At 69.6% G+C, this 24,112-nt stretch carries 21 protein-coding genes; 13 read left to right on the top strand and 8 right to left on the bottom strand.

The window, feature by feature from the left end; all coding sequences use genetic code 11:
- Positions 1 to 10: 10 nt before the first annotated feature.
- A complete protein-coding gene (locus ACFVWW_RS16185) occupies positions 11 to 274 on the bottom strand; it encodes a WhiB family transcriptional regulator (RefSeq protein ID WP_014046372.1) in 264 nt (87 codons plus the stop codon).
- 725 nt (positions 275 to 999) lie between these two features.
- Here ACFVWW_RS16185 and ACFVWW_RS16190 point away from each other — a divergent pair.
- From ACFVWW_RS16190 to ACFVWW_RS16200, 3 genes are read left to right on the top strand one after another with little or no spacing between them, the layout of a single operon-like run.
- Positions 1,000 to 1,500, top strand: a complete 501-nt coding sequence (locus ACFVWW_RS16190) for a cysteine dioxygenase (protein ID WP_384191981.1) — start codon at positions 1,000 to 1,002, stop codon at positions 1,498 to 1,500.
- Positions 1,501 to 1,513: 13 nt separating this feature from the next.
- Positions 1,514 to 2,470 carry a 2-phospho-L-lactate transferase gene (gene cofD, locus ACFVWW_RS16195; RefSeq protein WP_384191984.1) on the top strand — a complete coding sequence of 319 codons (957 nt, stop codon included), beginning with the start codon at positions 1,514 to 1,516 and terminating at the stop codon, positions 2,468 to 2,470.
- On the top strand, positions 2,467 to 3,759 hold the full coding sequence (locus tag ACFVWW_RS16200; protein ID WP_386879413.1) for a coenzyme F420-0:L-glutamate ligase: 1,293 nt from the start codon (positions 2,467 to 2,469) through the stop codon (positions 3,757 to 3,759). Before cofD ends, ACFVWW_RS16200 begins: the two co-directional genes overlap by 4 nt.
- 36 nt (positions 3,760 to 3,795) lie before the next feature.
- Here the strand turns inward: ACFVWW_RS16200 and ACFVWW_RS16205 are convergent, their stop codons facing one another.
- The 3 genes from ACFVWW_RS16205 to ACFVWW_RS16215 all read right to left on the bottom strand — a co-directional run bounded on the left by ACFVWW_RS16205 (position 3,796) and on the right by ACFVWW_RS16215 (position 7,548).
- Entirely contained in the window at positions 3,796 to 4,800 is a 1,005-nt protein-coding gene (locus ACFVWW_RS16205; protein WP_386879414.1) for a DNA-3-methyladenine glycosylase family protein, read from the bottom strand.
- 126 nt (positions 4,801 to 4,926) lie between these two features.
- Positions 4,927 to 6,009, bottom strand: coding sequence for a sugar phosphate nucleotidyltransferase (locus ACFVWW_RS16210; protein WP_386879415.1), 1,083 nt, complete (start codon positions 6,007 to 6,009; stop codon positions 4,927 to 4,929).
- Positions 6,010 to 6,183: 174 nt separating this feature from the next.
- Positions 6,184 to 7,548, bottom strand: a complete 1,365-nt coding sequence (locus ACFVWW_RS16215) for a peptidoglycan recognition protein (protein WP_386879416.1) — start codon at positions 7,546 to 7,548, stop codon at positions 6,184 to 6,186.
- Positions 7,549 to 7,674: 126 nt separating this feature from the next.
- Between ACFVWW_RS16215 and ACFVWW_RS16220 the strand changes: the two genes are divergently transcribed.
- The 4 genes from ACFVWW_RS16220 (at position 7,675) to ACFVWW_RS16235 (ending at position 13,954) form a co-directional block, all read left to right on the top strand.
- Positions 7,675 to 8,427: a TIGR03089 family protein gene (locus tag ACFVWW_RS16220; protein ID WP_384191994.1), complete on the top strand. Its 753-nt coding sequence runs from the start codon at positions 7,675 to 7,677 to the stop codon at positions 8,425 to 8,427.
- A gap of 204 nt (positions 8,428 to 8,631) precedes the next feature.
- Complete coding sequence (locus tag ACFVWW_RS16225; RefSeq protein ID WP_386879417.1) at positions 8,632 to 10,176, top strand: LCP family protein; 1,545 nt, start codon at positions 8,632 to 8,634, stop codon at positions 10,174 to 10,176.
- 223 nt (positions 10,177 to 10,399) lie between these two features.
- A complete protein-coding gene (locus tag ACFVWW_RS16230; protein ID WP_386879418.1) occupies positions 10,400 to 12,223 on the top strand; it encodes an LCP family protein in 1,824 nt (607 codons plus the stop codon).
- A gap of 45 nt (positions 12,224 to 12,268) precedes the next feature.
- A complete protein-coding gene (locus ACFVWW_RS16235; protein WP_386879419.1) occupies positions 12,269 to 13,954 on the top strand; it encodes an LCP family protein in 1,686 nt (561 codons plus the stop codon).
- Between the two features lie 90 nt (positions 13,955 to 14,044).
- On the opposite strand, the gene ACFVWW_RS16240 is transcribed toward ACFVWW_RS16235, so the two are convergent.
- Positions 14,045 to 15,079: a glycosyltransferase family 2 protein gene (locus tag ACFVWW_RS16240; RefSeq protein WP_384187465.1), complete on the bottom strand. Its 1,035-nt coding sequence runs from the start codon at positions 15,077 to 15,079 to the stop codon at positions 14,045 to 14,047.
- A gap of 371 nt (positions 15,080 to 15,450) precedes the next feature.
- Here ACFVWW_RS16240 and ACFVWW_RS16245 point away from each other — a divergent pair, with 371 nt between their 5' ends.
- Positions 15,451 to 16,869 carry an LCP family protein gene (locus ACFVWW_RS16245; protein WP_384187488.1) on the top strand — a complete coding sequence of 473 codons (1,419 nt, stop codon included), beginning with the start codon at positions 15,451 to 15,453 and terminating at the stop codon, positions 16,867 to 16,869.
- A 15-nt stretch (positions 16,870 to 16,884) separates the two neighbouring features.
- Here ACFVWW_RS16245 and ACFVWW_RS16250 read toward each other — a convergent pair whose 3' ends face one another.
- On the bottom strand, positions 16,885 to 17,433 hold the full coding sequence (locus ACFVWW_RS16250; RefSeq protein ID WP_384187463.1) for an acyl-CoA thioesterase: 549 nt from the start codon (positions 17,431 to 17,433) through the stop codon (positions 16,885 to 16,887).
- Positions 17,434 to 17,573: 140 nt separating this feature from the next.
- On the opposite strand from ACFVWW_RS16250, the gene ACFVWW_RS16255 reads away from it, so the two are divergent.
- From ACFVWW_RS16255 to ACFVWW_RS16275, 5 genes are all read left to right on the top strand, one after another.
- Positions 17,574 to 18,833 carry an LCP family protein gene (locus ACFVWW_RS16255; protein ID WP_386879420.1) on the top strand — a complete coding sequence of 420 codons (1,260 nt, stop codon included), beginning with the start codon at positions 17,574 to 17,576 and terminating at the stop codon, positions 18,831 to 18,833.
- Between the two features lie 221 nt (positions 18,834 to 19,054).
- Positions 19,055 to 19,327: a hypothetical protein gene (locus ACFVWW_RS16260; RefSeq protein ID WP_384187458.1), complete on the top strand. Its 273-nt coding sequence runs from the start codon at positions 19,055 to 19,057 to the stop codon at positions 19,325 to 19,327.
- Positions 19,293 to 19,814, top strand: a complete 522-nt coding sequence (locus tag ACFVWW_RS16265) for a DUF6879 family protein (protein WP_386879421.1) — start codon at positions 19,293 to 19,295, stop codon at positions 19,812 to 19,814. Before ACFVWW_RS16260 ends, ACFVWW_RS16265 begins: the two co-directional genes overlap by 35 nt.
- 21 nt (positions 19,815 to 19,835) lie before the next feature.
- A complete protein-coding gene (locus tag ACFVWW_RS16270; protein ID WP_386879422.1) occupies positions 19,836 to 20,684 on the top strand; it encodes a helix-turn-helix domain-containing protein in 849 nt (282 codons plus the stop codon).
- Positions 20,685 to 21,018: 334 nt separating this feature from the next.
- Positions 21,019 to 22,125: a methyltransferase domain-containing protein gene (locus ACFVWW_RS16275; protein ID WP_386879423.1), complete on the top strand. Its 1,107-nt coding sequence runs from the start codon at positions 21,019 to 21,021 to the stop codon at positions 22,123 to 22,125.
- 98 nt (positions 22,126 to 22,223) lie between these two features.
- On the opposite strand, the gene ACFVWW_RS16280 is transcribed toward ACFVWW_RS16275, so the two are convergent.
- A complete protein-coding gene (locus tag ACFVWW_RS16280) occupies positions 22,224 to 22,694 on the bottom strand; it encodes a pyridoxamine 5'-phosphate oxidase family protein (protein WP_384336538.1) in 471 nt (156 codons plus the stop codon).
- Positions 22,695 to 22,879: 185 nt separating this feature from the next.
- The gene (locus ACFVWW_RS16285; RefSeq protein WP_386879424.1) at positions 22,880 to 24,052 is read right to left on the bottom strand and encodes an acyl-CoA dehydrogenase family protein; all 1,173 of its coding nucleotides are present in this window, start codon (positions 24,050 to 24,052) and stop codon (positions 22,880 to 22,882) included.
- Between the last annotated feature and the right edge of the window lie 60 nt (positions 24,053 to 24,112).

Raw genomic sequence — 24,112 nt, forward strand, 5'->3', positions numbered from 1 at the left:
GGACGACGGGTCAGATCGCGGCTTTCTTGAGCCGGCGGCGCTCACGCTCGGACAGCCCGCCCCAGATACCGAATCTCTCGTCGTTGGCGAGGGCGTACTCAAGGCATTCGGAGCGGACCTCACAGGCGAGGCAGACCTTCTTCGCCTCGCGGGTGGAGCCACCCTTCTCGGGGAAGAAGGACTCGGGATCGGTCTGGGCGCACAAGGCGCGCTCCTGCCAGCCGAGTTCCTCGTCCGCGTCCTCGACCAGCAGTTGCTGGAACAGCTCGGTCATGTGCGCCCCTCGTCTGTCTTTTGCGTCCCCGTGATGTGGCCGCTGTCGATTTCCGGCCGAACGACACGAGTGAAATTACAAGTGTGTGGCTCCGGGCCAGTCAAGCCGAGATCTGCTATTGGTCCCGGTATTCACTCTGCGGAACCAAGGCTATGCGGAAAGTGTTCAAATCACCAAAAACCTGACACATGCCACTGGCCTGCCCGCATCCACCCCCTCTCACCCGGAGAGACGTCACGAACCCCGACCTTGTTGCGGATCCGGCCACGGAAGCGATCCGGATCACAGTCTGGTCACGAGGGTGCGACGGTGTTTGCGAGCGCAGTCGCTGGCCCATGTCTCCGCAGTTGAAGGGGCACAAACCTTTCTCCGATCGCAGTAACCGGATGAGGTGAAACATTACCGCCAAATCGGGCATTGAGTTGACATCGACGAACGCATTCGTCACCTTTGGTTACATGCCAGCGATCCCCGCGCACACCGCGACCCACGTCCGTGGATTCCGCAGCGCTGTCCAGGCTCGCTGTTGCTGTTCCAGCTGTTTCTGTTGCAGCTGTTGATGCCCCCGGGCTCCAGCCACTGCGGCTAGCTCTCCCGTCGCCACGCCCGCGCTCCGCGGCACCTGCCGCGTTCCCGCACCGCTCCGCGACGTTCCCTGTGAACTGCTCTGTGACCTGCTCTGCGACACCCCCGCACGTCATTTCTGCCGAGGAACCACCGCACCCATGAACAGCGACAGCGACCTCCAGATCGCCGGCGACCTCCTTGAGGTCCAGCATCTCCTCCAGCCCGCCCGGGAGCACCCGGCCACCGTGGCCGAGTTCGCCGGGCTCGCCCGTACCCTCGCCGCCGACCGCGCGCAGTGGGCCCCGCTCGTCCGGTACGACGCCGTCAGCCGCTGGTACCACCGGCTGCGCACCGGCCCCGGCTACGAGGTCTGGCTGCTCTCCTGGGTGCCGGGCCAGGGCACCGGGTCGCACGACCACGGCCGCTCCTCGGGCGTACTGACCGTGCTCGCCGGTGAACTGACGGAGCGTACGGAGCGCGGCAGCCGCGCCCTCACGCCGGGCGCGCAGCGCGTCTTCGCGCCCGGTTATGTCCACGAGGTCATCAACGACGCGATCGAACCGGCCGTGAGCCTGCACATCTATTACCCGGGTCTGACCGAGATGCCGATGCACTCCGCCCGCTGCGCCCCGGCCGCCCAGGATGTCGTACCCGCCTGACAAACTGCACAGCATGCGCATTGTGGTTCTGGCCGGCGGTATCGGCGGCGCCCGCTTCCTCCGCGGCCTCAAGCAGGCCGCGCCGGACGCGGACGTCACGGTGATCGGCAACACCGGTGACGACATCCATCTGTTCGGGCTGAAGGTCTGCCCCGACCTCGACACGGTGATGTACACCCTCGGCGGTGGCATCAATGAAGAGCAGGGCTGGGGGCGTACGGACGAGACCTTCCAGGTCAAGGCGGAGCTCGCGGCCTACGGGGTGGGGCCCGAGTGGTTCGGCCTCGGCGACCGCGACTTCGCCACCCATATCGTCCGTACGCAAATGCTCGGCGCGGGCTACTCGCTGAGCGCCGTCACGGAGGCACTCTGCGCCCGCTGGAAGCCGGGCGTGCGGCTGCTGCCGATGTCCGACGACCGCATCGAGACCCATGTCGCGGTCGATGTGGACGGCGAGCGCAAGGCGGTGCACTTCCAGGAGTACTGGGTGAAGATGCGGGCGTCCGTCGACGCCCAGGCGGTCGTCCCGGTCGGCGCCGACCAGGCCAAGCCGGCGCCGGGAGTGCTGGATGCCATCGCCTCCTGCGACGTCATCCTCTTCCCGCCGTCCAACCCGGTGGTCAGCATCGGCACGATCCTGGCCGTCCCCGGTATCCGGGAAGCCATCGCCGAGGCGGGCGTGCCGGTCGTCGGCCTCTCCCCCATCGTCGGGGACGCCCCGGTGCGCGGAATGGCCGACAAGGTGCTCGCCGCGATCGGCGTGGAGTCGACGGCCGCGGCCGTCGCCCTGCACTACGGCTCCGGGCTGCTCGACGGCTGGCTCGTCGACACCGTGGACGCGGCCTCGGTGGCCGAGATCGAGGGAGCGGGGATCCGCACCCGGGCCGTCCCGCTGCTGATGACGGACGTGGATGCCACCGCCGAGATGGCCCGTGCGGCGCTGACGCTGGCCGAGGAGGTGCGGACGTGACGTCGTACCGAGTCCGCGCGCTGCCGGGACTGCCGGAGGTCCGCCCCGGCGACGACCTCGCGAAGCTGATCGCGGCCGCCGGGCCGGAGCTGTCGGACGGTGATGTCCTGCTCGTCACCTCGAAGATCGTCTCCAAGGCCGAGGGCCGGATCATCGAGGCGGCCGACCGCGAGGCGGCCATCGACGCGGAGACCGTACGGATAGTCGCGCGGCGCGGGCCCCTTCGGATCGTCGAGAACCGGCAGGGGCTGGTGATGGCGGCGGCCGGCGTGGACGCCTCCAACACCGCGCCGGGGACCGTGCTGCTGCTGCCCGAGGACCCGGACGCCTCGGCGCGGGCGATACGGGACGGCCTGCGGGACGCGCTCGGGGTGGACATCGGAGTGATCGTCACGGACACCTTCGGGCGGCCCTGGCGCAACGGTCTCACCGATGTCGCGATCGGCGCCGCCGGGGTGCGGGTCCTGGACGATCTGCGCGGCGGGACGGACGCCCACGGCAATCCGCTGAGCGCGACGGTCGTCGCCGTCGCCGATGAGCTGGCCGCCGCGGGCGACCTGGTGAAGGGCAAGGCCGAGGGCCTGCCGGTGGCCGTGGTGACCGGCCTGTCCCATCTCGTCGGCGACGCGGATGAGGGCGCCAGGGCGATGGTGCGGGTCGCGGCCGACGACATGTTCCGGCTCGGCACGTCCGAGGCGGTACGGGAAGCGGTCACCCAGCGGCGTACGGTCCGCGACTTCACCGACGGCGCGGTCGACCCGGGCTCGGTCCGCCGCGCGGTCGCGGCGGCGGTCACGGCCCCGGCCCCGCACCACACGACGCCGTGGCGCTTCGTTCTTCTGGAGTCTCCCGAGTCCCGCACGCGTCTTCTGGACGCGATGCGCGACGCCTGGATCGCGGACCTGCGCCGCGACGGCAAGTCGGAGGACTCCATCGCCAGACGCGTCCGCCGTGGTGACGTCCTGCGCAAGGCGCCGTATCTGGTCGTGCCCTGCCTGGTGATGGACGGCTCCCACTCGTACGGCGACGCCCGGCGCGACACCGCGGAGCGCGAGATGTTCGTGGTCGCCATGGGCGCGGGCGTCCAGAACTTCCTGGTGGCGCTTGCGGGTGAGCGGCTCGGCTCCGCGTGGGTCTCGTCGACGATGTTCTGCCGGGAGGTCGTCCGCGAGGTGCTGGACCTGCCGGCGGACTGGGATCCGATGGGCGCGGTGGCGGTGGGCCACGCGGCGGGCCCCCCGAAGGACCGGCCGGCCCGGGAGGGGTCGATGTTCATCGAGGTGCGCTGAGAGCCTGCCGGGTGGCCTTCGACCGGAGAGCGGACCCTACAGCTGGGCGATGTTCCTGATCGCCATGCGCGGTGCGCGGCGGGCCGGTGTGTGCCCGCTGAGGAGGATCAGCCGGGTCGCGCGATGGCGCTGGCCGGCGTACGGGGCGAGGAGTTCCAGCATCGCCGCGTCGTCCGCGTCCCGGTCGCCCGCGAGTGCGTGGCCGACGATGCCGGGAAGGTGGTAATCGCCGACGGTGACGGCGTCGGGGGCGCCGTTCGAGCGCTGGACGACCTCCGCCGAGGTCCACGGGCCGATGCCGGGGATCAGCTCCAGCCGGGCGGCAGCCTGTTCCGGGTCCATGGCGGCGGCCTCCTCCAGCCTGCGGGCCACCCGGACGGCGCGCAGGATCGTCGAGGACCGCTTGGCGTCGACGCCGGCCTTGTGCCACTCCCAGGACGGGATCATCGCCCAGGTCCTGGCGTCGGGCATGACGTACAGCCGCTCGCCGGCTCCTGGGCCGGGCGCGGGCTCCCCGTACGTCCGCACCAGGAGGCGCCAGGCGCGGTACGCCTCGACGGTGGTGACCTTCTGTTCGAGGATGGACGGAATCAGGGATTCCAGTACGAGTCCCGTGCGGCACAGGCGCAGCCCGGGGCGGCGGCGCTGGGCCGCGACGACGAGGCGGTGGCGGGGGACGAAGGCGTCGGGGTCGTCCGACTCGCCGAGCAGGTCGGGGAGTTGTTCCAGCATCCACTCCGCGCCCGCGCCCCACGCCTCGGCCTCCACGCCGCCGCCGCGCGCCACGACCCTGAGCGTGCCGGGCCCGGCGGGGGTCAGGCTGGTCCGCCAGACCGAGCCGTCCGGGGCGGCCCGGAAGGTCGGATCGCCGGGTCCGCGCCGCAGCGGCCCGAGGACGAGCCCGAGGTCGTAAGGACCGGTCGGCGTCCACCGTCGCCGGATCCCGTCCACGGGCTGGGCGGGACGGGGCGGGGGTACGGGCACGGGCGCCGCGTGCGACGGCGGCGCGGAGCGCGGACGGGGGGCGAAGCGGCCTGCCACGGGTGGGGTCCTCGGGGGTCGGGGTCACTCACGAGGGTAGGCGGTGGCCGCGGCGGAGCGTTGTCCCCCACCCCGCCCGGAAGCCGGGACCGGCCCCGGACCCCCTGGGAAGCGAGAGCGTGTCCGCTACTCGTCCGACGAGAACCTCACCGATCCCGGCGGGAGCGTCGCGTCGCACCAGACGCGGATGCCCTCCCGCAGTTCGTTGTCCGCTCCCACCACCGCGCCGTCGCCGATCACCGCCCCCGACAGGACCGCACGCGCACCCACCCGCGCACCCGCGCCGATCAGCGAGTCCGTGATCATCGCGCCCGGTTCCACGACCGCGCCGTCCAGCACCGTGCTACCCGCGATCCGGGCTCCCCCGCCGATCACCGCGCCCGCGCCCACCACCGTGCCGCCCGTGAGCTTGGCGTCGGGCGCCACGGACGCCGTCGGCAGGACCAGCCGCTCGCCGCAGCGGCCCGGTATCGCCGGGGACGGGGCGCGGCCCAGCACCAGGTCCGCCGAGCCGCGGACGAACGCCTGAGGCGTGCCCAGGTCCAGCCAGTATGTGGAGTCGACCATGCCCTGCAGATGCGCGCCGGCGGCCAGCAGATCCGGGAAGGTCTCCCGCTCCACCGAGACGGGGCGCCCCACCGGAATGGAGTCGATCACCGAACGGCGGAACACATACGCCCCCGCGTTGATCTGGTCCGTGACGATCTCCTCCGGCGTCTGCGGCTTCTCCAGGAACGCCGTCACCCGCCCGCTCTCGTCCGTCGGGACAAGGCCGAAGGCCCGTGGATCCTCGACCCGCGTCAGATGCAGCGAGACATCCGCCCCGGACGAGGCGTGCGTCCCGACGAGCGCCCGTATGTCGAGGCCGGTGAGGATGTCGCCGTTGAAGATCAGCACCGGTTCGTCGGGCCCGGAGCGCAGCAGGGAGGCGACATTGCGGATGGCACCGCCCGTCCCGAGCGGCTCCCGCTCGGTGACGTACTCCAGACTCAGCCCGAGTGACGAGCCGTCACCGAAGTGCGGCTCGAAGACCTCGGCGAGATACGACGTCGCGAGGATGACGTGCTCGACGCCCGCCGCACGGGCGCGGGCCAGCTGATGGGTGAGAAACGGGACGCCGGCCGCCGGCATCATCGGTTTCGGAGTGTGCACCGTGAGAGGCCGCAGCCTGGTGCCCTTGCCGCCGACCAGGAGGATCGCTTCTGTCACCGTGTCGTCTCTGCTTCCTGCTGGGGCCGGCGCTTCCGTACATCTGACGAACAGCCGTACACCTGACGGACATCCGTACATCCGTACGTGCGACCGGCCAGTCTATGCAGCCTTTTCGGTACCTCCCCGGTCATACGCCCTGCGAGCCGTACATTCCCCTAGTCATGCTGCCGATCAGCGGCCCTGGTAGGTGGCCGAGGACGTCCGGATGGGGCCGAGCTTCTCGTAGAGGCGGCTTCCTGGGCAGTCGGTGGCGAATCCGTCCCGATGCCCCGAGATGGCGTTGAGCCGGACCTCCGTGCCCTTCTGGTACTTGTTGCTCCCCCCGGACGTCAGCGCGACCTTCCCGCGCGGGTCGATTCCGTGGAGCCCGAGCTTCCACGCGGTGAGCTTGGCGATGGCGGTCGTGACGGCCGCCGGCGGATCCGTGCTGCTGTACGTTCCGAGGACGGCGATGCCCACGCTGTTCACGTTGAAACCGAGCGTGTGGGCGCCCATGACGGGCTCGGCCACGCCACCGGCCCTTCCCTCGTAGATGTTTCCGCACGTGTCGATGGCGAAGTTGTAGCCGAGGTCGCGCCAGCCACTGCTCTCTACGTGGTAGCGGTAGATACCGCGCAGGACGGAGGGCGCCTCCTCGCAGCTGTAGTTGTTTCCCGTCGCGCTGTGGTGGACGAAGGCCGCCCGGACGGTCGCGGTGTAGCCGAACTCCGTCTCGCGGAGCGTCTCGTCCGCCCCCCAGCCCTTGCGCGTGACGATGCGCGGGCGCCCTCCGATGTACGGCTTCGCGGAGCCGGTGAGACCGGCCTCCGTCTCCTTCTTCGACAGGGCCGGGATCTCGGTGGCGCCCATCTTCACAAGGTCCGCGTTCACCGCCCAGCTGGCGGTCTCCTCCAGGGTCAGCGGGACGGGAGGGTCGTCATCGCCTCCGCCCGCCGGTCCCTGCCCCGGATCCACCAGATCCAGGCGCAGCCCCTGGGGAAGCCCCTGGGGCAGTGGCGCGCGGGAGCGCCCGGCCGTGGCCGCCTCGCCGGTGCCCCGTACCCGGATCGCGACGCCGTCCGAGTCGCCGACCCAGAGTGGGGCTGTGGCGCCGCGCACGGTCACCGAGCCGCGCTCCTCGCTGCCGAGGTCGGCGCCGTGCTCCTGAGGGCGCGTCTCCAGATCCCGCCAGCCGGACCAGCTGTGCGTACCGGTCGCGCGGGTGCGGACCTGGACCGTTCCGCCGAGCTCGGCGGCGGCGTCGTCCCACACGGCACCGAGCAGCGAGAAGGGTCTGACAGCACGCTGGGCCGACCCCTGTTCCGTGGTGACACCGCCCGTCCGGTCCGCGCCGCCGCCGGTCAGCGGAATCGACTGGGTGGAGCCGGGCACGGCCGCCCCGTCGCGTGGGGCGCCCGGCCGCGGCTCCGCGTGCCGGGACACGGCCTGCGGAGGCGACGCCTGTGCGGCGGCGGCCACGCCCGACGGCAGCGCCAGCGGAAGGACCAGGGCGGCGGTGCACGCGACGCCGATCGAGGGTGCAAGGGAGGCACGCATGTGCCGATCCTGTGGGCGCCAGGCCGCCGCCGCCCGTGGGACGGCTGACGGCCCGCCGGTCCAACCGGTGTACCCCGTCACCGGTACGGCGGCGGCCGCGCGGACCCGCCGCGTACCCTTTCCCGGATGAACGCCAGCGACCGCACCCCCGCCGACCTGCTGCGATCCGCTCTCACCGCGGACCCGGCCCGCCCTTTGGTCACCTTCTACGACGATGCCACCGGCGAGCGCGTCGAATTGTCCGTGGCCACCTTCGCCAATTGGGTGTCCAAGACCGCGAATCTGCTCCAGGGCGATCTGGCCGCGGCGCCGGGCGACCGGCTCGCGCTGCTGCTGCCCGCGCACTGGCAGAGCGCGGTGTGGCTGCTCGCCTGCTCCTCGGTCGGCGTGACGGTCGAGATCGGCGGCGACCCGGCCGACGCCGATCTCGTGGTCAGCGGCCCCGACACGCTGGACGCGGCGCGCGCCTGCGGCGGCGAGCGGGTGGCGCTCGCGCTGCGGCCGCTCGGCGGCCGCTTTCCGCAGCCCCCGCAGGGCTTCGCCGATTACGCGGTCGAGGTGCCGGGCCAGGGCGACCGCTTCGCCCCGTACGCCCCGGTGGACCCGGACGCACCCGCGCTCAGCGTCGGCGGTACGGAACTGACCTCGGCCCAGCTTGTCGAACGGGCCCGCGCGGACGCCGGGGAGCGCGGCCTCGCGCCCGGCTCCCGGCTGCTGTCCGGTCTGGCGTACGACAGCTGGGAGGGGCTCTCGGCCGGACTGTTCGCGCCGCTCGTGGCGGGCGGGTCCGTAGTGCTCTGCCGCAACCTCGCGCAGCTGTCGCCGGAAGGGCTCACCAAGCGTGCCGAGAGCGAACGCGTGACCCACACCGCGGTTTGACGAGCGCCTGGCAGGCAACACGACCATCCGCCGAGACGCAGGTGTCCGGCGCACGGCGGGCAGGGCTCGCGGGGCCGGACGACAACCGCCTGCATGATCGGCGATAGGTGCCGTCCGGAGCACAACCAAGCACGGGGTTCGTCCGTCTACCCCAGCAACCGGCGGCCCAGTGCGCCGCCGACGCCTTGAAGGATGGACGCAGACGTGACCGACAGTGCTGGCACGCCGGCCGAGCAGGACAACCCGTCCGAGAACGAGCGGCCGGCCGACGCGCCCGGGGCTGACGACGACGGTGCGGCGGACGCCACGTCCGCGGGCTCGGACGAGCCCGCGGACGAACCGGCGAAGCCGGATGCCGAGCGGAACGGATCCGGGGAGACAACACCCGGATCCGAGGAGATACCGGACCCGCCCGAGACAACAGCAGCCGGGTCCGAGGAGATACCGGACCCGCCCGAAACGACCGCAGCCGAGTCCGAGGAGACAGCCGACCCGCCCGGGACAACAGCGGCCGACGGCCCGGAGGCCGCCGCCCCGGTCACGGCCCACGCGGACGCCGCCGCCGATGGCGCCGCCCCGCGCCCCCACCACAAGCGCCGCTGGCTGCGGTGGACCGCCCTCGGCACCTCCGTCGTCGTGCTCGCCGCCGCCGGAGCCGGCTGGTGGTTCTACAAGAAGCTCGACGGCAACATCACCACCGACACCACCGCCGCCGCCGAGCTGCGGACGTACGAGAAGGAACGCCCCACCCCCATCGCGCTCGACGCGAAGAACATCCTGCTGCTCGGCTCCGACAGCCGCTCCGGCGACAACGGCAAGTACGGCCGCGACGACGGCGGATCGCAGCGCTCCGACACCACGATCCTGCTGCATCTCGCGGCCGACCGGCAGAGCGCGACGGCCATCTCCATCCCGCGTGACCTGATGGTGGACATCCCCAGCTGCCTCAAGTCGGACGGCACCCGCAGCGGGGCACAGTTCGCGCAGTTCAACTGGGCCTTCGAGTTCGGCGGCGCCGCCTGCACGATCCGTACGATCGAGAAGCTCACCGGGATCCGGGTCGACCACCACATGGTGATCGACTTCAGTGGGTTCAAGGACATGGTGAACGCGGTGGACGGCGTCGAGGTCTGCCTCAAGGAGCCGGTCGACGACGAGCAGGCGCATCTCGAGCTGCCCGCGGGACGCACGAATCTCAACGGGGAGCAGGCCCTCGGGTTCGTACGCGCCCGCCACGGCATCGGTGACGGCAGCGACACCCAGCGCATGGACCGGCAGCAACGTTTCCTCGGCGCCCTGTTCAAGAAGGTGCAGAGCGACGGGGTGCTGCTCAACCCGACCCGGCTGTATCCGGTGCTGGACGCGGCGACGAAGTCCCTCACCACCGACCCGGGGCTGAGCTCCCTCAAAGATCTTTACGATCTGGCGCGTTCCATGCGGAGCGTACCGATAGAAAAGGTGCAATTCCTCACTGTGCCCCGGCAGCCGTACACCGCGGACCCGAATCGCGATGAACTCGTGCAGCCCGCGGCGAAGAACCTCTTCAAGAGGCTGAGCGAAGATGATCCCGTCACGGTCTCGCCGTCCGGTAAGTCCGAAAAGAGCGCGGACTCCGGGAAAAGTTCTGGCGACAAGGCCGGGGACGACAGCTCTTCGACCGAAGAGAAGTCGGGCGATTCGGACCAGAAGGGCCCCAGCCCGACCCCCACATTCACGGGCTCGAATGCCGCGGCGGGCATGTGCGAGTAAAGCAATACCCAAAGAGAACCCGGCAGTCTATGAAGATTGGGCGGATTGCCCGCTTGTAAGGAACGTGGAATGTGTCACGCGCGTCGCTAGACGCTGAACTGGGCGGATAGTGTGACGCGATCCGGTGCGTCCGGCCGCGAGGTCGCGCACTGCTGGATCGAAAGACCGAGCGCCTTCGGGGGAAGGCGCCTCGCGTGGCACCCGACGGAGGATTCAGGCAACCGTGGATGCGCATAGCCGTAAGGCGGACGAAATCGACCCCGCCGACCAGTGGGTCCTCAACCCGCAGACCGGTAATTACGAACTGCGACTGGACCACTCCGCAGGGCAGCCGCCCTCCCCCCGCCCGCGTGGCGCAGGCGCCGGAAGAGGCGCTCCGAGAAGTGACGCCCAAAGAGCGGATACGCCGCGAAACAGCGCTCCGCAAAAGGGTTCCCCGCGACCTTCCGGCGAAACGGGAGCGGAAAGCGGATCACGGTCGGGATCCGGCCCCCGCCGCGGCGCCGCCGCCGGGGCGCCGGGCACCGACGTACCGGTGCAGCGGGGCAGCCGCCGGGCCGGGAAGGGCGCGGCCGAGGCGCCGCCCGCCGCCGCGGGCCGCCGCAAGCGCAAGCCGAAGAAGTCGGGCAAGAAGAAGGCGCTGCTGTGGACCGGCGGTGTGTCGGCGTTCGTACTCGTCGGCGCCTCCGTCGGCGGGTATCTCGTCTATGACCACTTCAACGGCAACATCGCCACGATCGACGTCCAGGGCGCGGGCAGCGGCGGCTTCAAGAAGGACCAGGCCGTCAACATATTGGTGATCGGCACGGACAAGCGGACCGGCTCCGGCAACGAGGGCTACGGCGACAAGAACAGCGTCGGCCATGCCGACACGACGTTCCTGTTCCATGTCTCCAAGGACCGTACGAACGCGACGGCGCTGTCCATCCCGCGCGACCTGATCACCGACATCCCCGACTGCGAGACCAAGACGCCGGAGGGCGACAAGGTCATCCCGGGGACACAGGAGACGCGGTTCAACGAGAGCCTCGGCCAGTCCGAGCGCGACCCGGGCTGCACCATGCGTACGGTCAAGGAGCTCACCGGCCTCACGGTCGACCACTTCATGATGGCCGACTTCAACGCGGTCAAGACGATGTCCACGGCGGTCGGCGGGGTCGAGGTCTGTCTCGCCAAGGACATAGATGACAAGGACTCGCACCTCAAGCTCTCCAAGGGCATCCACACCGTCGAGGGCGAACAGGCGCTGGCGTTCGTCCGTACCCGGCACTCGGTGGGCTTCGGCGGTGACCTGAGCCGGATCGAGATCCAGCAGCAGTTCCTCAGCTCGATGATCCGGAAGATGAAGTCGAGCGACACCCTCACCAGCCCCAGCAAGCTCTGGAAGCTGGCGGAGGCCGCGACCAACGCGCTCACGGTCGACTCCCAGATCGGGACCATAGAGAAGCTCCGCGACCTCGCTACGGAGCTCGCCAAGGTGGACCCGAAGAACATCACCTTCGCGACCGTGCCGGTGGTCGACAACACGGACGGCGCGACCGTGCTGCTCAACGAGGCCAAGGCCAAGCCGTTGTTCGCGATGATGCGGAGCGACACCTCGCTCACCGAGGTGAAGCAGAAGGAGGCGGCCGCCAAGAGCGAGCAGGCGGCGCTCCTCAAGGGCCCCAAGGCAGACCCGGCCGATGTACGGGTCGACGTGTACAACGGCGGCGGTCCGCAGGGCTCCGCGCAGGAGACCCTGGCCTGGCTGCAGAACGACGAGGGCGTGCCGAAGTCCACCAACAAGGGCAATGCCCCGGCGGACGTGGCCAAGACGACCTTGGCATACGCGCCGAACCAGGCCGATCAGGCGCGCGCCCTCGCGGCCATGATGGGCCTGCCCGCGGAAGCGATGAAGCAGGGTACGGAGGACGCCGAGGGGCTTCAGGCCATGTCGCTGACCCTCGGGGCGGACTTCAAGGGCGCGGGAGTGCCCATCACCGGACCGGCGAAGGCGCCGGAGGGTGTGCAGAAGGTGGAAGCGGACAAGCAGGTCTGCGCCAAGTGACGCCGGAGCGCCGGCTCATACGGACGGCCTGACGAGGGGGGTCTGGTGGGTCAGAGCGGTGTGAGACGGGAGGGGACGCGGCAACGCGCCCCACAGGCCCGGGAGCTGGGCTGGGACGACAGCCTGTACGAGGGTGAGGGAGCGCGGCCGGAGAGCTCGGGCGACGACCGGGACGCGGGCGGCGAGGACGGTCACGGCAGGAGTGGGCGCCGCGGCGCCGCCGGCCGGCGGCGCGGCAGGCGCGGCGCCGGGCGAATACTCCGCTGGGCCGCCGCCGTGCTGTCCCTGCTGATACTCGGAACGGCCGGCGCCGGTTATCTGTACTACCGCCATCTCAACAGCAATATCCGCAGCGGCGAGCGCAGCAACGGCGCCGGCGGCCTCGACAAGCCCCAGGCCAACGCGGCCGGCCAGACCCCGCTGAACATTCTGCTGATCGGCTCCGACAGCCGTAACAAGCCGGAGAACGTCAAGCTCGGCGGCAGCAAGGACACCGTGGGCAACAAGCCGCTCGCGGATGTGCAGATGCTGCTCCACGTCTCCGCCGACCGGAAGAACGCCTCGGTCGTGAGCATCCCCCGTGACACCCGGGTCGACATCCCGGAGTGCAAGGACGCCAAGACCGGCGAGGTCTACCAGAAGACCAACGCGATCATCAACAAAACGCTGGGGCGCGGCGGCCCCGGCTGCACCCTGAGCACCTGGGAGAGCCTGACCGGGGTCTACATCGACCACTGGATGACGATCGACTTCTCCGGTGTGGTGCGGATGGCCGACGCGATCGGCGGCGTCGACGTGTGTGTGGAGGACAACATCTGGGACCGGGGAACGCCCCTCGCCCCCGGTGGCTCCGGTCTGAAGCTGACCAAGGGCACCCACCAGATCAAGGGCAAGCAGGCGCTCCAGTGGCTGCGCACCCGGCACGCGTTCGGAAGCGACCTCGGCCGGGCCAAGGCCCAGCACATGTACATGAACTCGATGATCCGCGAGCTCAAGTCGCAGAGTGCGTTCACCGACACCGGGCGGCTGACCGATCTGGCGGAGGCCGCGACCAAGTCGCTGGAGGTCTCCAAGGAGGTCGGTACGGTCAAGAAGCTGTTCGACCTGGCCATGCAGCTGAAGGACGTGCCGACGAACCGCATCACCATGACGACGATGCCGACGGTGCAGGACCCGCAGGACCAGAACCATCTGGTCGCCCAGGAGGCGGACGCCGACAAGCTGTGGGCGATGCTCCGCGACGATGTGGCCTTCGATTCGAACGGCGACAAGTCCACCGGCAAGAAGAAGCCGGCCGAGCGCGTCTCCAAGGACCCGGCCGCGGCGCCCGCCGAGACCGGGGTGATCGTGCGCAACGGCACCGGTGGCGAGCAGAGCCCGGTGCAGCGCCGCGCCGCTGACATCGCCGAGCAGCTCAACGGCAAGGGCTACGCGCTGGCCAAGGCCGACTCCCTGCCCAGTCCGCAGGAGAAGACCACGGTCAGCTTCCCCAGCGCGGATCTGGAGGGGGACGCGCAGGGCGTGGCCAAGGCTCTCGGGATTCCGCTGAGTTCGGTCAAGCTGTCGACGGACGTCTCGGGGGTCACGCTGGTCGTGGGCGCGGACTGGCGCACCGGCCCGTCGTACCCGCAGGAAGCCGCGCCCGAGGCAGGCTCCATCCCGGACACGGCGGACGCCCTCAACGGGGCGGAGAAGGACTGCATGCCCGTGTACGCGCCGTACCGCTTCTGAGTCCGGTTTCCTTACGCTAAAAACGCCGTGCAGAAAGACGGGAGCGCCGTCCGGTGAATCACCGGACGGCGCTCCCGCTGTGCGTGACCCCTACGCCTCGACCGGCGCCGCCGCGGGGCGGCGGCTCGCGATGACCTTCTTCGCGAGCGAGCGCGGACTCGTCAGGAAGCCGTACCCCCACGACATGTGCATCGTGGCCAGCGCCACCGGGATCTGGAGCCGCGCCGTGAGCGGCAGGCCCTTGCCCGCCGGGACCGACCCCGCGGCAATCGCCGCGAGATAGCCCGCGGGGACGAGGAAGCCCCAGGGTGTGAGCACCGCGCCGACGACGATGCCCGCGGCTATGGCGCAGACGGCCGTCGGCGGCGCGAGGTAGCGCAGGTTGATCGAGCCGGAGTGGTAGCGGGCGACGACATGACGCCAGCGGCCGTAGTCCTTGTACTGCTTGGCGAGCGCCCTGACCGAGGGCCGCGGCCGGTACTGGACGCGCAGCTCGGGGGAGAACCAGATCGCGCCGCCCGCCTCGCGGATACGGAAGTTCAGCTCCCAGTCCTGGGCGCGGATGAACTCCTCGTTGTAACCGCCCTGCTGTTCCAGCGCCTCACGCCGGAAGACACCCAGATACACGGTTTCGGCGGGCCCGGCCTGGCCTCCGGTGTGGAAGGCCGCGTTGCCGACGCCGATCTTCGAGGTCATGGCGGCGGCGACCGCGTTCTCCCAGTCGTTCTCGCCCTCGGCGTGCATGACGCCGCCGACGTTCTGCGCGCCGGTCTCCTCCAGGAGTCCGACGGCGGTCGCGATGTAGTTCGGCGAGAGCATGCCGTGGCCGTCGACCCGCACCACGATGGGGTGCTTGGACGCCTTGATCGCGGCGTTCAGCGCGGCCGGGGTGCGGCCGGTCGGGTTGGGGACGGTGTGGACGCGGGCGCGGCTGTCGGACGCGGTCTCCCGTACCAGCTCCGCGGCGATCTCGTCCGTACGGTCCGTCGAAGGCCCGAGCGCGATCACCACCTCCATCTCGCCCTCGTACTCCTGCTCCAGGATGTGCCGGACGGAGTTCCTCAGATGGCGTTCCTCATTGAGCACCGGCATGATCACGGAGACCGCGGGCGGCAGGGCAGGCATGTGGTCCTTCGGGGTCCTTCGGGGCCCGGGGACCGGCCTCGGCCAGGGCTTCACACGGACCATGGCCGGCCTTCGGGAGATGGCGGTTTGACCGCCACGTTACCGCGAACGGGGGACAGCGACGCGCGCCGCCCGGTTGCCGACCGGTGTCACTGATCGTATGGGCCTACTGCTCCTACGATCCCCCTGCCACCGTGGAGGTGTTCCCCGTGCCCACGCCGCCCCGCTCAGCCCGCCGCCCCTCCCGCCCCTCCCGCTATGCCCGTCCCTCCGGCTCCTCCCCCCTCTCCTCCCCGCCTCGCCGGCCGGCCGCCCGTACCGGGAAGCGCGCCGGACGCCGGGCGGCGGGGAACAGCCGGCCGCGCTGGGGGATGCGGATGGCGACGACCTTCTCCGTACTCGTCCTGGGGGCGGGCGGGATCGGCCACGCGGTGGTGACCAGCCTCAACACGGGGATCGGCCGGGTCGACGCGTTCAAGGACATGAAGAACCGGCCAGGCGCGGGCCACGGCCTGAACTTCCTGCTCGTCGGCACGGACGGCCGCGACAAGATCACGGATGACGAGCGGCAGAAGTACCGGCTCGGTGGCGCGCCCTGCCACTGCACCGACACGATCATGCTCGTCCATCTCTCGGAGGACGGGGACCGTGCCAGCGTCGTGAGCGTGCCGCGCGACAGCTACGCCGAGCTTCCCGAACACACCGACGGAACCACGGGCGAACACCACAAGCCCCACCCGGTGAAGCTCAACGCGGCGTACGCGGAGGGCGGGCCGAACCTGACGGTCAGGACCGTGGAGCAGATGACCGGCGTGAAGATCAGCCACTATCTGGAGGTCGACTTCGCCAGCTTCATGAAGACGGTGGACGCGCTGGGCGGGGTGGAGATCTGTACGCCCCGGGTGCTGCGGGACTCGTACACCGGCCTCGATCTGACGGCCGGCACCCACCAGCTGAACGGCGGCCAGGCGCTCCAGTACGTACGGTCCCGGCATCTCGACGGCGGCGCCGACCTCGGCAGGATGCAGCGCCAGCAGCGCTTCCTGGCCGCCCTGATCAGCCGGGCCACCAGCAGCGGAGTCCTGCTGAACCCGGTGAAGGTCAGGGACGTCACCTCGACCATGCTCAAGTCGGTCCGGGCCGACGCGGGCTTCGGTACGGAGCAGATGCTCGCCATGAACGAGGCGATGCGCGGCTTCTCCCCCTCCTCGTCGGAGTTCACGTCGGTGCCGGTCTCCGGTGACGGCAAACAGGTCGACGGGATCGGCGCCACGGTGAGGTGGGATCCGGTGAAGTCGAAGAAGCTCTTCCAGGCGCTGCGCGAGGACAAGCCGCTGACACCGGAGCGGCCGGCCGGCGCCCGGCCACCGCAGCAGCCGCAGAACGCGCGGGGCCCGGAGCCGGAGACGCGGAAGAAGGCCACACTGGTCGAGGTGAAGCCGCAGCAGATCCGGGTGCAGGTCTTCAACGGGACGCGTACGGACGGGCTCGGCAAGCGGGTCGACGACGCGCTGCGCGGCACCGGCTTCGTGACGACCCGCGCGCCTCTCAACTCCGACGGGGGCGATGTGCGGCGCACGGTCGTGATGTACGACCCGCGCTGGGACCGCTCGGCGAAGTCCCTGGCGGCCGCGCTGCCCGGCAGCGAGCTGCGCCCGGTGGAGCAGCAGGGCCCGACGCTCAAGGTGGTGGCGGGGACGGACTACCGGGCGGTGACGCCGGTACGGGCCGAGGAGGCCCCAAAGGGCCCGTTCGCCACGGTGACCGGCGACCAGGTCGTCTGTCCCTGAGCGGGGGCGGCCGGCCTAGTCGTCGATGCCGTCGGCCGCGCGCTTCTCCCGTAGCTCCTTGATCGCGCGCCGCCGGGCGAGCCGGTGCGTACGCCGGATCTGCGCCTCCTGGTAGCGCCGCCGGTCCCGTTCCGTCTCCGGGACGACCGGCGGGACGGCGCGCGGCTTGCCGTCCGCGTCGACGGCCGCGAAGACCAGATACGCGCTGCCGACCTGCGTCGCCGGGGTGGACTCGTTCCAGCGCTCGGCCAGCACTCGTACGCCGACCTCCATCGAGGACCGGCCCGTCCAGTTCACCTGCGCCTTCACATGCACCAGGTCGCCGACGCGCACCGGCTCCAGGAAGACCATCTCGTCCATGGAGGCGGTGACCGCGGGCCCACCGGAGTGCCGGCCCGCGACGGCCCCGGCCGCGTCGTCGACCAACTTCATGATCACGCCGCCGTGCACCGTACCGAGAAGGTTGGTGTCACTGCCGGTCATGATGTGGCTGAGCGTGGTCCTGGACGCGGAGGTGGGCTTGCCCGGAATCTCGGTCTCCGGACGGTGGGCCTGGTCTGTCATGCCGTCCACCTTATGCGCGGGTCCGGCACGCTTGTGCGAGGGTCCGGCACGGTCCGCATTGCATCAGGTTGGCAACAGGCCCGACCCGATTTCCCACCTGCCCTGTATGGCGCACCGGCGAGCCCTGCACACTGGTTCGTATGAATGACTGGCCCGATGGGCGGAACGGCGGCCGCGGCGAGAGCGGCGACCACTACGGGCGTGGCAGCGCGGGCTCGCAGCCCGAGGGCGCGCGCGTGATGCCGCATGTGCAGCCGCGCGGCGTCCCTCAGCAGTCGCGGGGATACGACCAGGGCTACGAGCCCGGGTACGACAGCGGCTACAACACGGGCCAGGTCTACGGCGGCCCGCCCGGCGGCGGCGGCCACAACGGCGGCCCCCCGCCCCCGCCGGGCGGCGCCCCCGGCCCCCGGTACGCCCCCGACTGGCGCCGCCGTATCAAGCTCGGCGCCCTGACGCTGGTCGTCGTGATCCTCGGGGTGTCCATAGGCACGTACTTCTGGGCGGACGGCAAGCTTCAGCGCGAGGTGGACCTCTCCAAGGTCATCGAGCGCCCGAAGACGGGCGACGGCACGAACTACCTGATCGTGGGCTCCGACAGCCGCGAGGGCATGTCCGCCGAGGAGAAGAAGAAGCTCCACACGGGCTCGGCCGACGGCAAGCGCACCGACTCGATGATGATCCTGCATGACGGCTCCAACGGCCCGACGCTGATATCCCTGCCGCGCGACTCCAATGTGACGATCCCCTCGTTCCGCGGCTCGCAGTCCGGCAAGCTCTTCCCGAACACGGGCCGCCAGACGAAGCTCAACGCGGCCTACGCGGAGGACGGCCCCGAGCTGCTCGTCCGTACCGTCGAGTACAACACCGGGCTGCACATCGACCACTACGTCGAGATCGGCTTCGCCGGCTTCGCCAATATCGTGGACGCGATCGGCGGGGTGGAGATCGACATCCCGAAGGCGTTCAAGGACAAGAACTCCGGCGCCGACTTCCAGGCAGGCAAGCAGACCCTGAACGGCGAGGAGTCCCTCGCCTTCGTACGCACCCGGTACGCCTTCGCCAACAGCGACCTGGACCGTACGAAGAACCAGCAGAAGTTCCTCGCGGCCCTGGCCTCCCAGACGGCCACCCCCGGCACGATCCTCAACCCCTTCAAGCTCTACCCGACCATGGGCGCGGGCCTGGACACCCTGATCGTGGACAAGGACATGTCCCTGTGGTCCCTGGGCCAGATGTTCTTCGCGATGAAGGGCGTCACGGGCGGCGACGGCAAGTCCATGAACATGCCGATCTCGGGCAGCGTGGGCGGCAACCTCGTCTGGGACAAGGCGAAGGTCAAGGAGCTGGTGAACCAGCTCAACAACGACGAAAAGGTCACGGTCTCCGACACCCGCTGACCAAGCGCCCGGGCGGAGACATCAGGCGGGCACCCCAACGGGTGCCCGCCTGACCTGCACGGATACCCCCTGTTGAAGGAGTCTCCCCAGGATTCCCCATGATCGTCGGGAACTCCACCCCGGTCAGGCCGTACCCGTGGGCTTCTCAGGCTCCCAGGCCCACGCCGGCCTTCTTGACGGCCCCGACTGCTGGGCGCGAGGGTCGTGCAACAAGTCGCAACATGCTCGACGCGGGAGAGGTAGCTATGTCTCTACTGTTCTTCGGCAAGGACCCCGACACGGACGAGGACCACTGCCCGACCGTGTGGGTGGACGACGAGAACGCTGACCTCGTCTTTCAGGGGTGGAAGGCGGACGACGTGACAGAGAAGAAGTGTCTGGAGGTCGGCCCGATCCCCGGCACCGAAGCCGTCATTCGGATTCCGGCTCGGATGGTGGCGCAGATCAGGAAGGCGTGCGATGCCGCAGAACGCTCAGCAGCCGAGCTTCGCTGAGTGCATCCGGGACACGGACGGCTCGGCGGTCCACCTGGAAATGCGCGACGACTACGGCGACAACGAGCGGTTCGCAGCATGGCGACGCGGCGACCGGATCGACTGGGACGACCGGTCGTCATGGTGGCGAGGGTTCCACGACCAGATCACCGAGGCGGTTGCGCGCGGCGTATCCATCCGCCGGATCAGAATCGTCAGCGAGCCGGTATCCGAATACATTCGTTGGGAGCACTACATGACCCGGGCCAACCTCGCCGCCGGCGAGCAGGTCCGATGGGTGCCCCGGCGTCTCGCTTCAGACCTCGTGCTCCCCTGCAACGATTACTGGCTCTTCGATGACCGGCTGGCGAGGGTGCACCACTTCGCCGGGGACGGTTCACTCGTCACGGACGAATTCACCTCGGAGTCAGACATCCTGAAATTGTTCGCCGCATCGTTCGAAACCGCGTGGGAGCGTGGCATCCCCCACGAGGAATACCAGGTCTGATCGTCCCCCATCAGTCAGCTCATGCCTTCGTCTCCCTTCTCCCGTGCCCAGGCCGCCCGCGAGTCCGTGGCCGGACGGCTCAAGGAACTACGCCTGGACGCCGACCTGACGATGCAAGGGCTGGCAGATCGGTGCGACTGGAACAAGGCGAAGACCTCGCGCATCGAGGCCGCCAGGACGGCCCCTTCAGATGCCGACATCCGAGCCTGGTGCGCGGCCTGCGACGCCGGGGAGCAAGCGGCTGACCTCATCGCCTCCTCGCGCTCCGCAGACTCGATGTACGTCGAGTGGCGACGAATGCAGCGCACCGGCTTGCGCAGGCTCCAACAAGCGAACGTCCCGCTGTACGAGCGCACGCAACTCTTCCGCGTGTACTGCGCCCGGGTCATGCCAGGTCTTCTCCAGACCCAGGGCTACGCCCACGCGCTCCTGTCACTCATCGCGGATTTCCGCAGCCTCCCGAACGATGTCGGCGAGGCCGCCGCGGCCCGCGTGGACCGGTCGCACATCATCCGTGACGGCCTTCACCGCATGGTCATGCTCATCGAGGAGGACGTTCTCACCCACCGCATCGGCGACGACGCCGTGATGGCCGACCAGCTTGGGTACCTGCTGACCGCGATGTCCTATCCGGCCGTCTCGCTCGGCGTCATCCCGCGATCCACGCCCCGCGTCATGTGGGGTCCTGAGACGTTCACGATGTTCGATGACAGGCGGGTCCACGTCGAGTTGCTGGCCGCGAAGGTCACCGTGACGACGCCGACGGAGGTGGAGGTGTACCAGAAGGCTTTCGCTCGGCTGGCCGAGATGGCCGTGTACGGCCCCCGAGCCCGGACCCTGATCAGCAGGGCGATCGACGCCCTCGACTAATTGCTCTGCAACAACCTGCAACAACCTGGACCAGCAACTTCGTTAGTTCGTAGCGTCGTTGTCATGACGGACGACGAAGCCCCAAGAAGATTGCAGCTCGCCGGTGGTGCACGTCTGGTCGGCGACCGTGTGGCGGTGAGAACCAAGATGTGCCGCCACTTCTGATGACCCGTCACGTCGTATCCCGCGATCAACAGGAAGCGAGTCCGAGATGGGTAAGAAGGGCGGAAGCCACTCCGGCAAGCCGGACACCTCCAGCAGTGACGGCCACCGGGACAAGCCGCCGGGCCCGACCCGACCGTACGAGCCCCCGCCGAAGAAGAAGTGAGGCCGGATGACGACACCGCAGCAGCTCCTTCAAAGCCTGCTCGGAAAGGGCGCGCTGCCGCTCGAATGGCAGGACGCCGTGGCGTCAGTGGACCGGGCCCTGTTCATCCCCGAGGTGATCGTGGGCGGTGACTTCGCCGAGGACCCGGAAGAGTGGTTGCGGATCGTCTACGCGGACGGTCCGGTCGTGACCCAAGTCAACGACGGGAAGCCCACGGCGGGCGACGCCTTCCGGCTGCATACGTCGTCCTCGTCCATGCCGTCGATCATGCTCGAAATGCTCGCCCTGCTGGATGTGCGGGACGGGCATCGGGTTCTGGAGATCGGCACCGGCACCGGTTACAACGCCGCATGGCTCTCCCACCGCCTGGGCGAGGCCAACGTGACCAGCGTGGAACTGGACGAGACGGTACTGACCCTGGCCAACGAGAACCTGAAACGGGCGGGGTTCCACCCGACGACGATTCTCGGCAACGGCCGCGACGGCCACCGTCGGGGCGCACCGTACGAGCGGATCATCTGCACCTGCACCATGCGGGACGTGCCGCAAGCGTGGTTGGAGCAGTGCCCGAACGGGCGGATCGTCACCCCGTGGGGCAGCAGCTTCTTCAGCGGTTCGTTCGCCACGCTGGATGTGGTGGACGGGAAAGCGCGGGGCACGTTCTCCGGCTGTCCGGCCTTCATGTGGGACCGCACCCATCGGGGCGGGGCCGGGCGCATCTCGGACCTGTACCACGCGGAGGAAGGGGAGAAGGGGACGACGGACATCGCGCCCCAGAACGTCATCCAGGACGATCAGGCGTTCTTCATCGGCCTGAGCGTCACCGATGCGTGGTTCCGGTGGTGCGACGCGGACGACGACAGCGGGGAGGCCACCTTGTGGTTCTTCTCTGACGACGGCACGTCGTGGGCGACCGTGGAGTACGTCCCTGACGCAGAGACGTACGAGGTGGAGCAGTACGGCCCGCGCTCACTGTGGGACGAGGTACGCAACGCGTTCCTGTCGTGGCACGACCTGGGGAAGCCGGAACGGTCCCGCTTCGGGCTGTCGGTGGATGGCAATGGCCAGTGGGTCTGGCTGGACGACCCCGCCGAGCGGGTCGAAGTCGGCTGACCCAGCTCATGGAGCAGGGTTACAGCACCCGGGAAGCGGCCCGGATCGTCGGCATCAACCTCCGCACGGGCTCGCGACTTGGGCCCGCTCTGGGGGGCTCAGACCAGCCACTTTCCTGCGCGCATCAGCGTTCGCCCGGGCATTTCGGGAACCGTCCCCCATGCCTGCAGGAATTCCGGAACGACCCGGAACCAGACATATGAGGGGTGGTCCTCCCGCGGATCCCAGCCGCCTTTCGCGGCAAAGGCGTCGCCCACCTCGGCCGGAAGTTCCTCTCGGGTCAGCATGCGTGCGATGCCGTGGACCAGGACCACGTCCCTGGTGTGGCCGAAGGAGAGGCGGACCCTCCCCGAGGCAGCCAGGTTGTGCCCAGTCGGGTTGGTGTCGCGGGTGGAGAGCCATACAGCCTCGCCATCCCACCAGAAGGCAAGTGGAACGAGGCACGGCTCGCCGGTGTCGTCGGCGGTGGCGACCCACACATCGTCGTCCCGGGCGAGCCGTTCCAGCGCCTCGCGCTTGCGCTGCTCCGGGCTGCGGGGACCGCTGGGACGAGAATCAACTGACGTCATGGAACGAGGCTATGGCTTGATCCTTTACGCCACATCCGTCAGCGGAACTAGGACGCAGGGATTAAGTCTCGTGGGCATAGCCAGTTGGGGACCAGGCTCACGACACACGGCCCACGATCGTCGCAACACACAGCGTGTTGCGACGATCGCTGGAATACGCCCAGTGCCGGGGGCCATGGTGTCGCTTAGGGAAGGTTTCGGGCCATCACTATGCGCTGGACCTGGTTCGTGCCTTCGTAGATCTGGGTGATCTTGGCGTCGCGCATCATGCGCTCCACCGGGTAGTCGCGGGTGTAGCCGTAGCCGCCGAGCAGCTGGACCGCGTCCGTGGTGATGTCCATGGCGGCGTCGGAGGCGAAGCACTTCGCCGCGGCGCCGAAGAAGGTCAGGTCCTCCTTGGCGCTGCCCGCGGAGACGCGCTCCGACCTGGCGGCCGCCGCGTAGGTGAGCTGGCGGGCGGCCTCCAGCTTCATCGCCATGTCGGCCAGCATGAACTGCACGCCCTGGAAGTCCGCGATCGGCTTGCCGAACTGCTTGCGCTCCTGGACATAGCCCTTGGCGTAGTCGAGCGCGCCCTGCGCGATGCCGAGCGCCTGGGCCGCGATCGTGATGCGGGTGTGGTCCAGGGTCTTCATCGCCGTGGCGAAGCCGGTGCCCTCCGCGCCGATCAGCCGGCCGGCGGGGATGCGGACGTTGTCGAGGTAGACCTCACGCGTCGGGGAGCCCTTGATGCCGAGCTTCTTCTCCGGGGCTCCGAAGGAGACGCCCTCGTCGCCCTTCTCGACGACGAACGCCGAGATGCCCTTGGTGCGCTTGTCGGGATCGGTGACGGCCATCACCGTGTAGTAGTCGGAGACGCCGGCGTTGGTGATCCAGCGCTTCACGCCGTTGAGGACGTAGTGGTCGCCGTCCCGTACCGCCTTGGTCTTCATACCGCCCGCGTCCGAGCCGGCGTCCGGCTCGGAGAGGCAGTACGAGAACATCGCGTCGCCCTTGGCCAGCGGGCCGAGGTACGCCTTCTTCAGGTCCTCGGAGCCGGCGAGGATCACGGGCAGCGAGCCGAGCTTGTTCACGGCCGGGATCAGGGAGGAGGAGGCGCAGACCCGCGCGACCTCTTCGATGACGATCACGGTGGCGAGGGCGTCGGCCCCGGCGCCGCCGTACTCCTCGGGGACATGGACGGCGTGCAGGTCGGAGGCGACCAGCGCGTCCATGGCCTCCTGCGGGAAGCGGGCCTCTTCGTCCACCGCGGCGGCGAATGGTGCGATCTTCGCCTCGGCGAGCGCTCGCACGGTCTCGCGGAGCATGTCGTGCTCTTCGGACGGGCGGTACAGGTCGAAATCAGCCGATCCGGCCACGGTCTTTCACTCCCCAAGATGCTAACTACCGTTAAGTAACACAATTTTAGGGGGCAGAGC

The organism is Streptomyces sp. NPDC058198 (assembly GCF_042882605.1).
Taxonomy (GTDB): Bacteria; Actinomycetota; Actinomycetes; order Streptomycetales; family Streptomycetaceae; genus Streptomyces.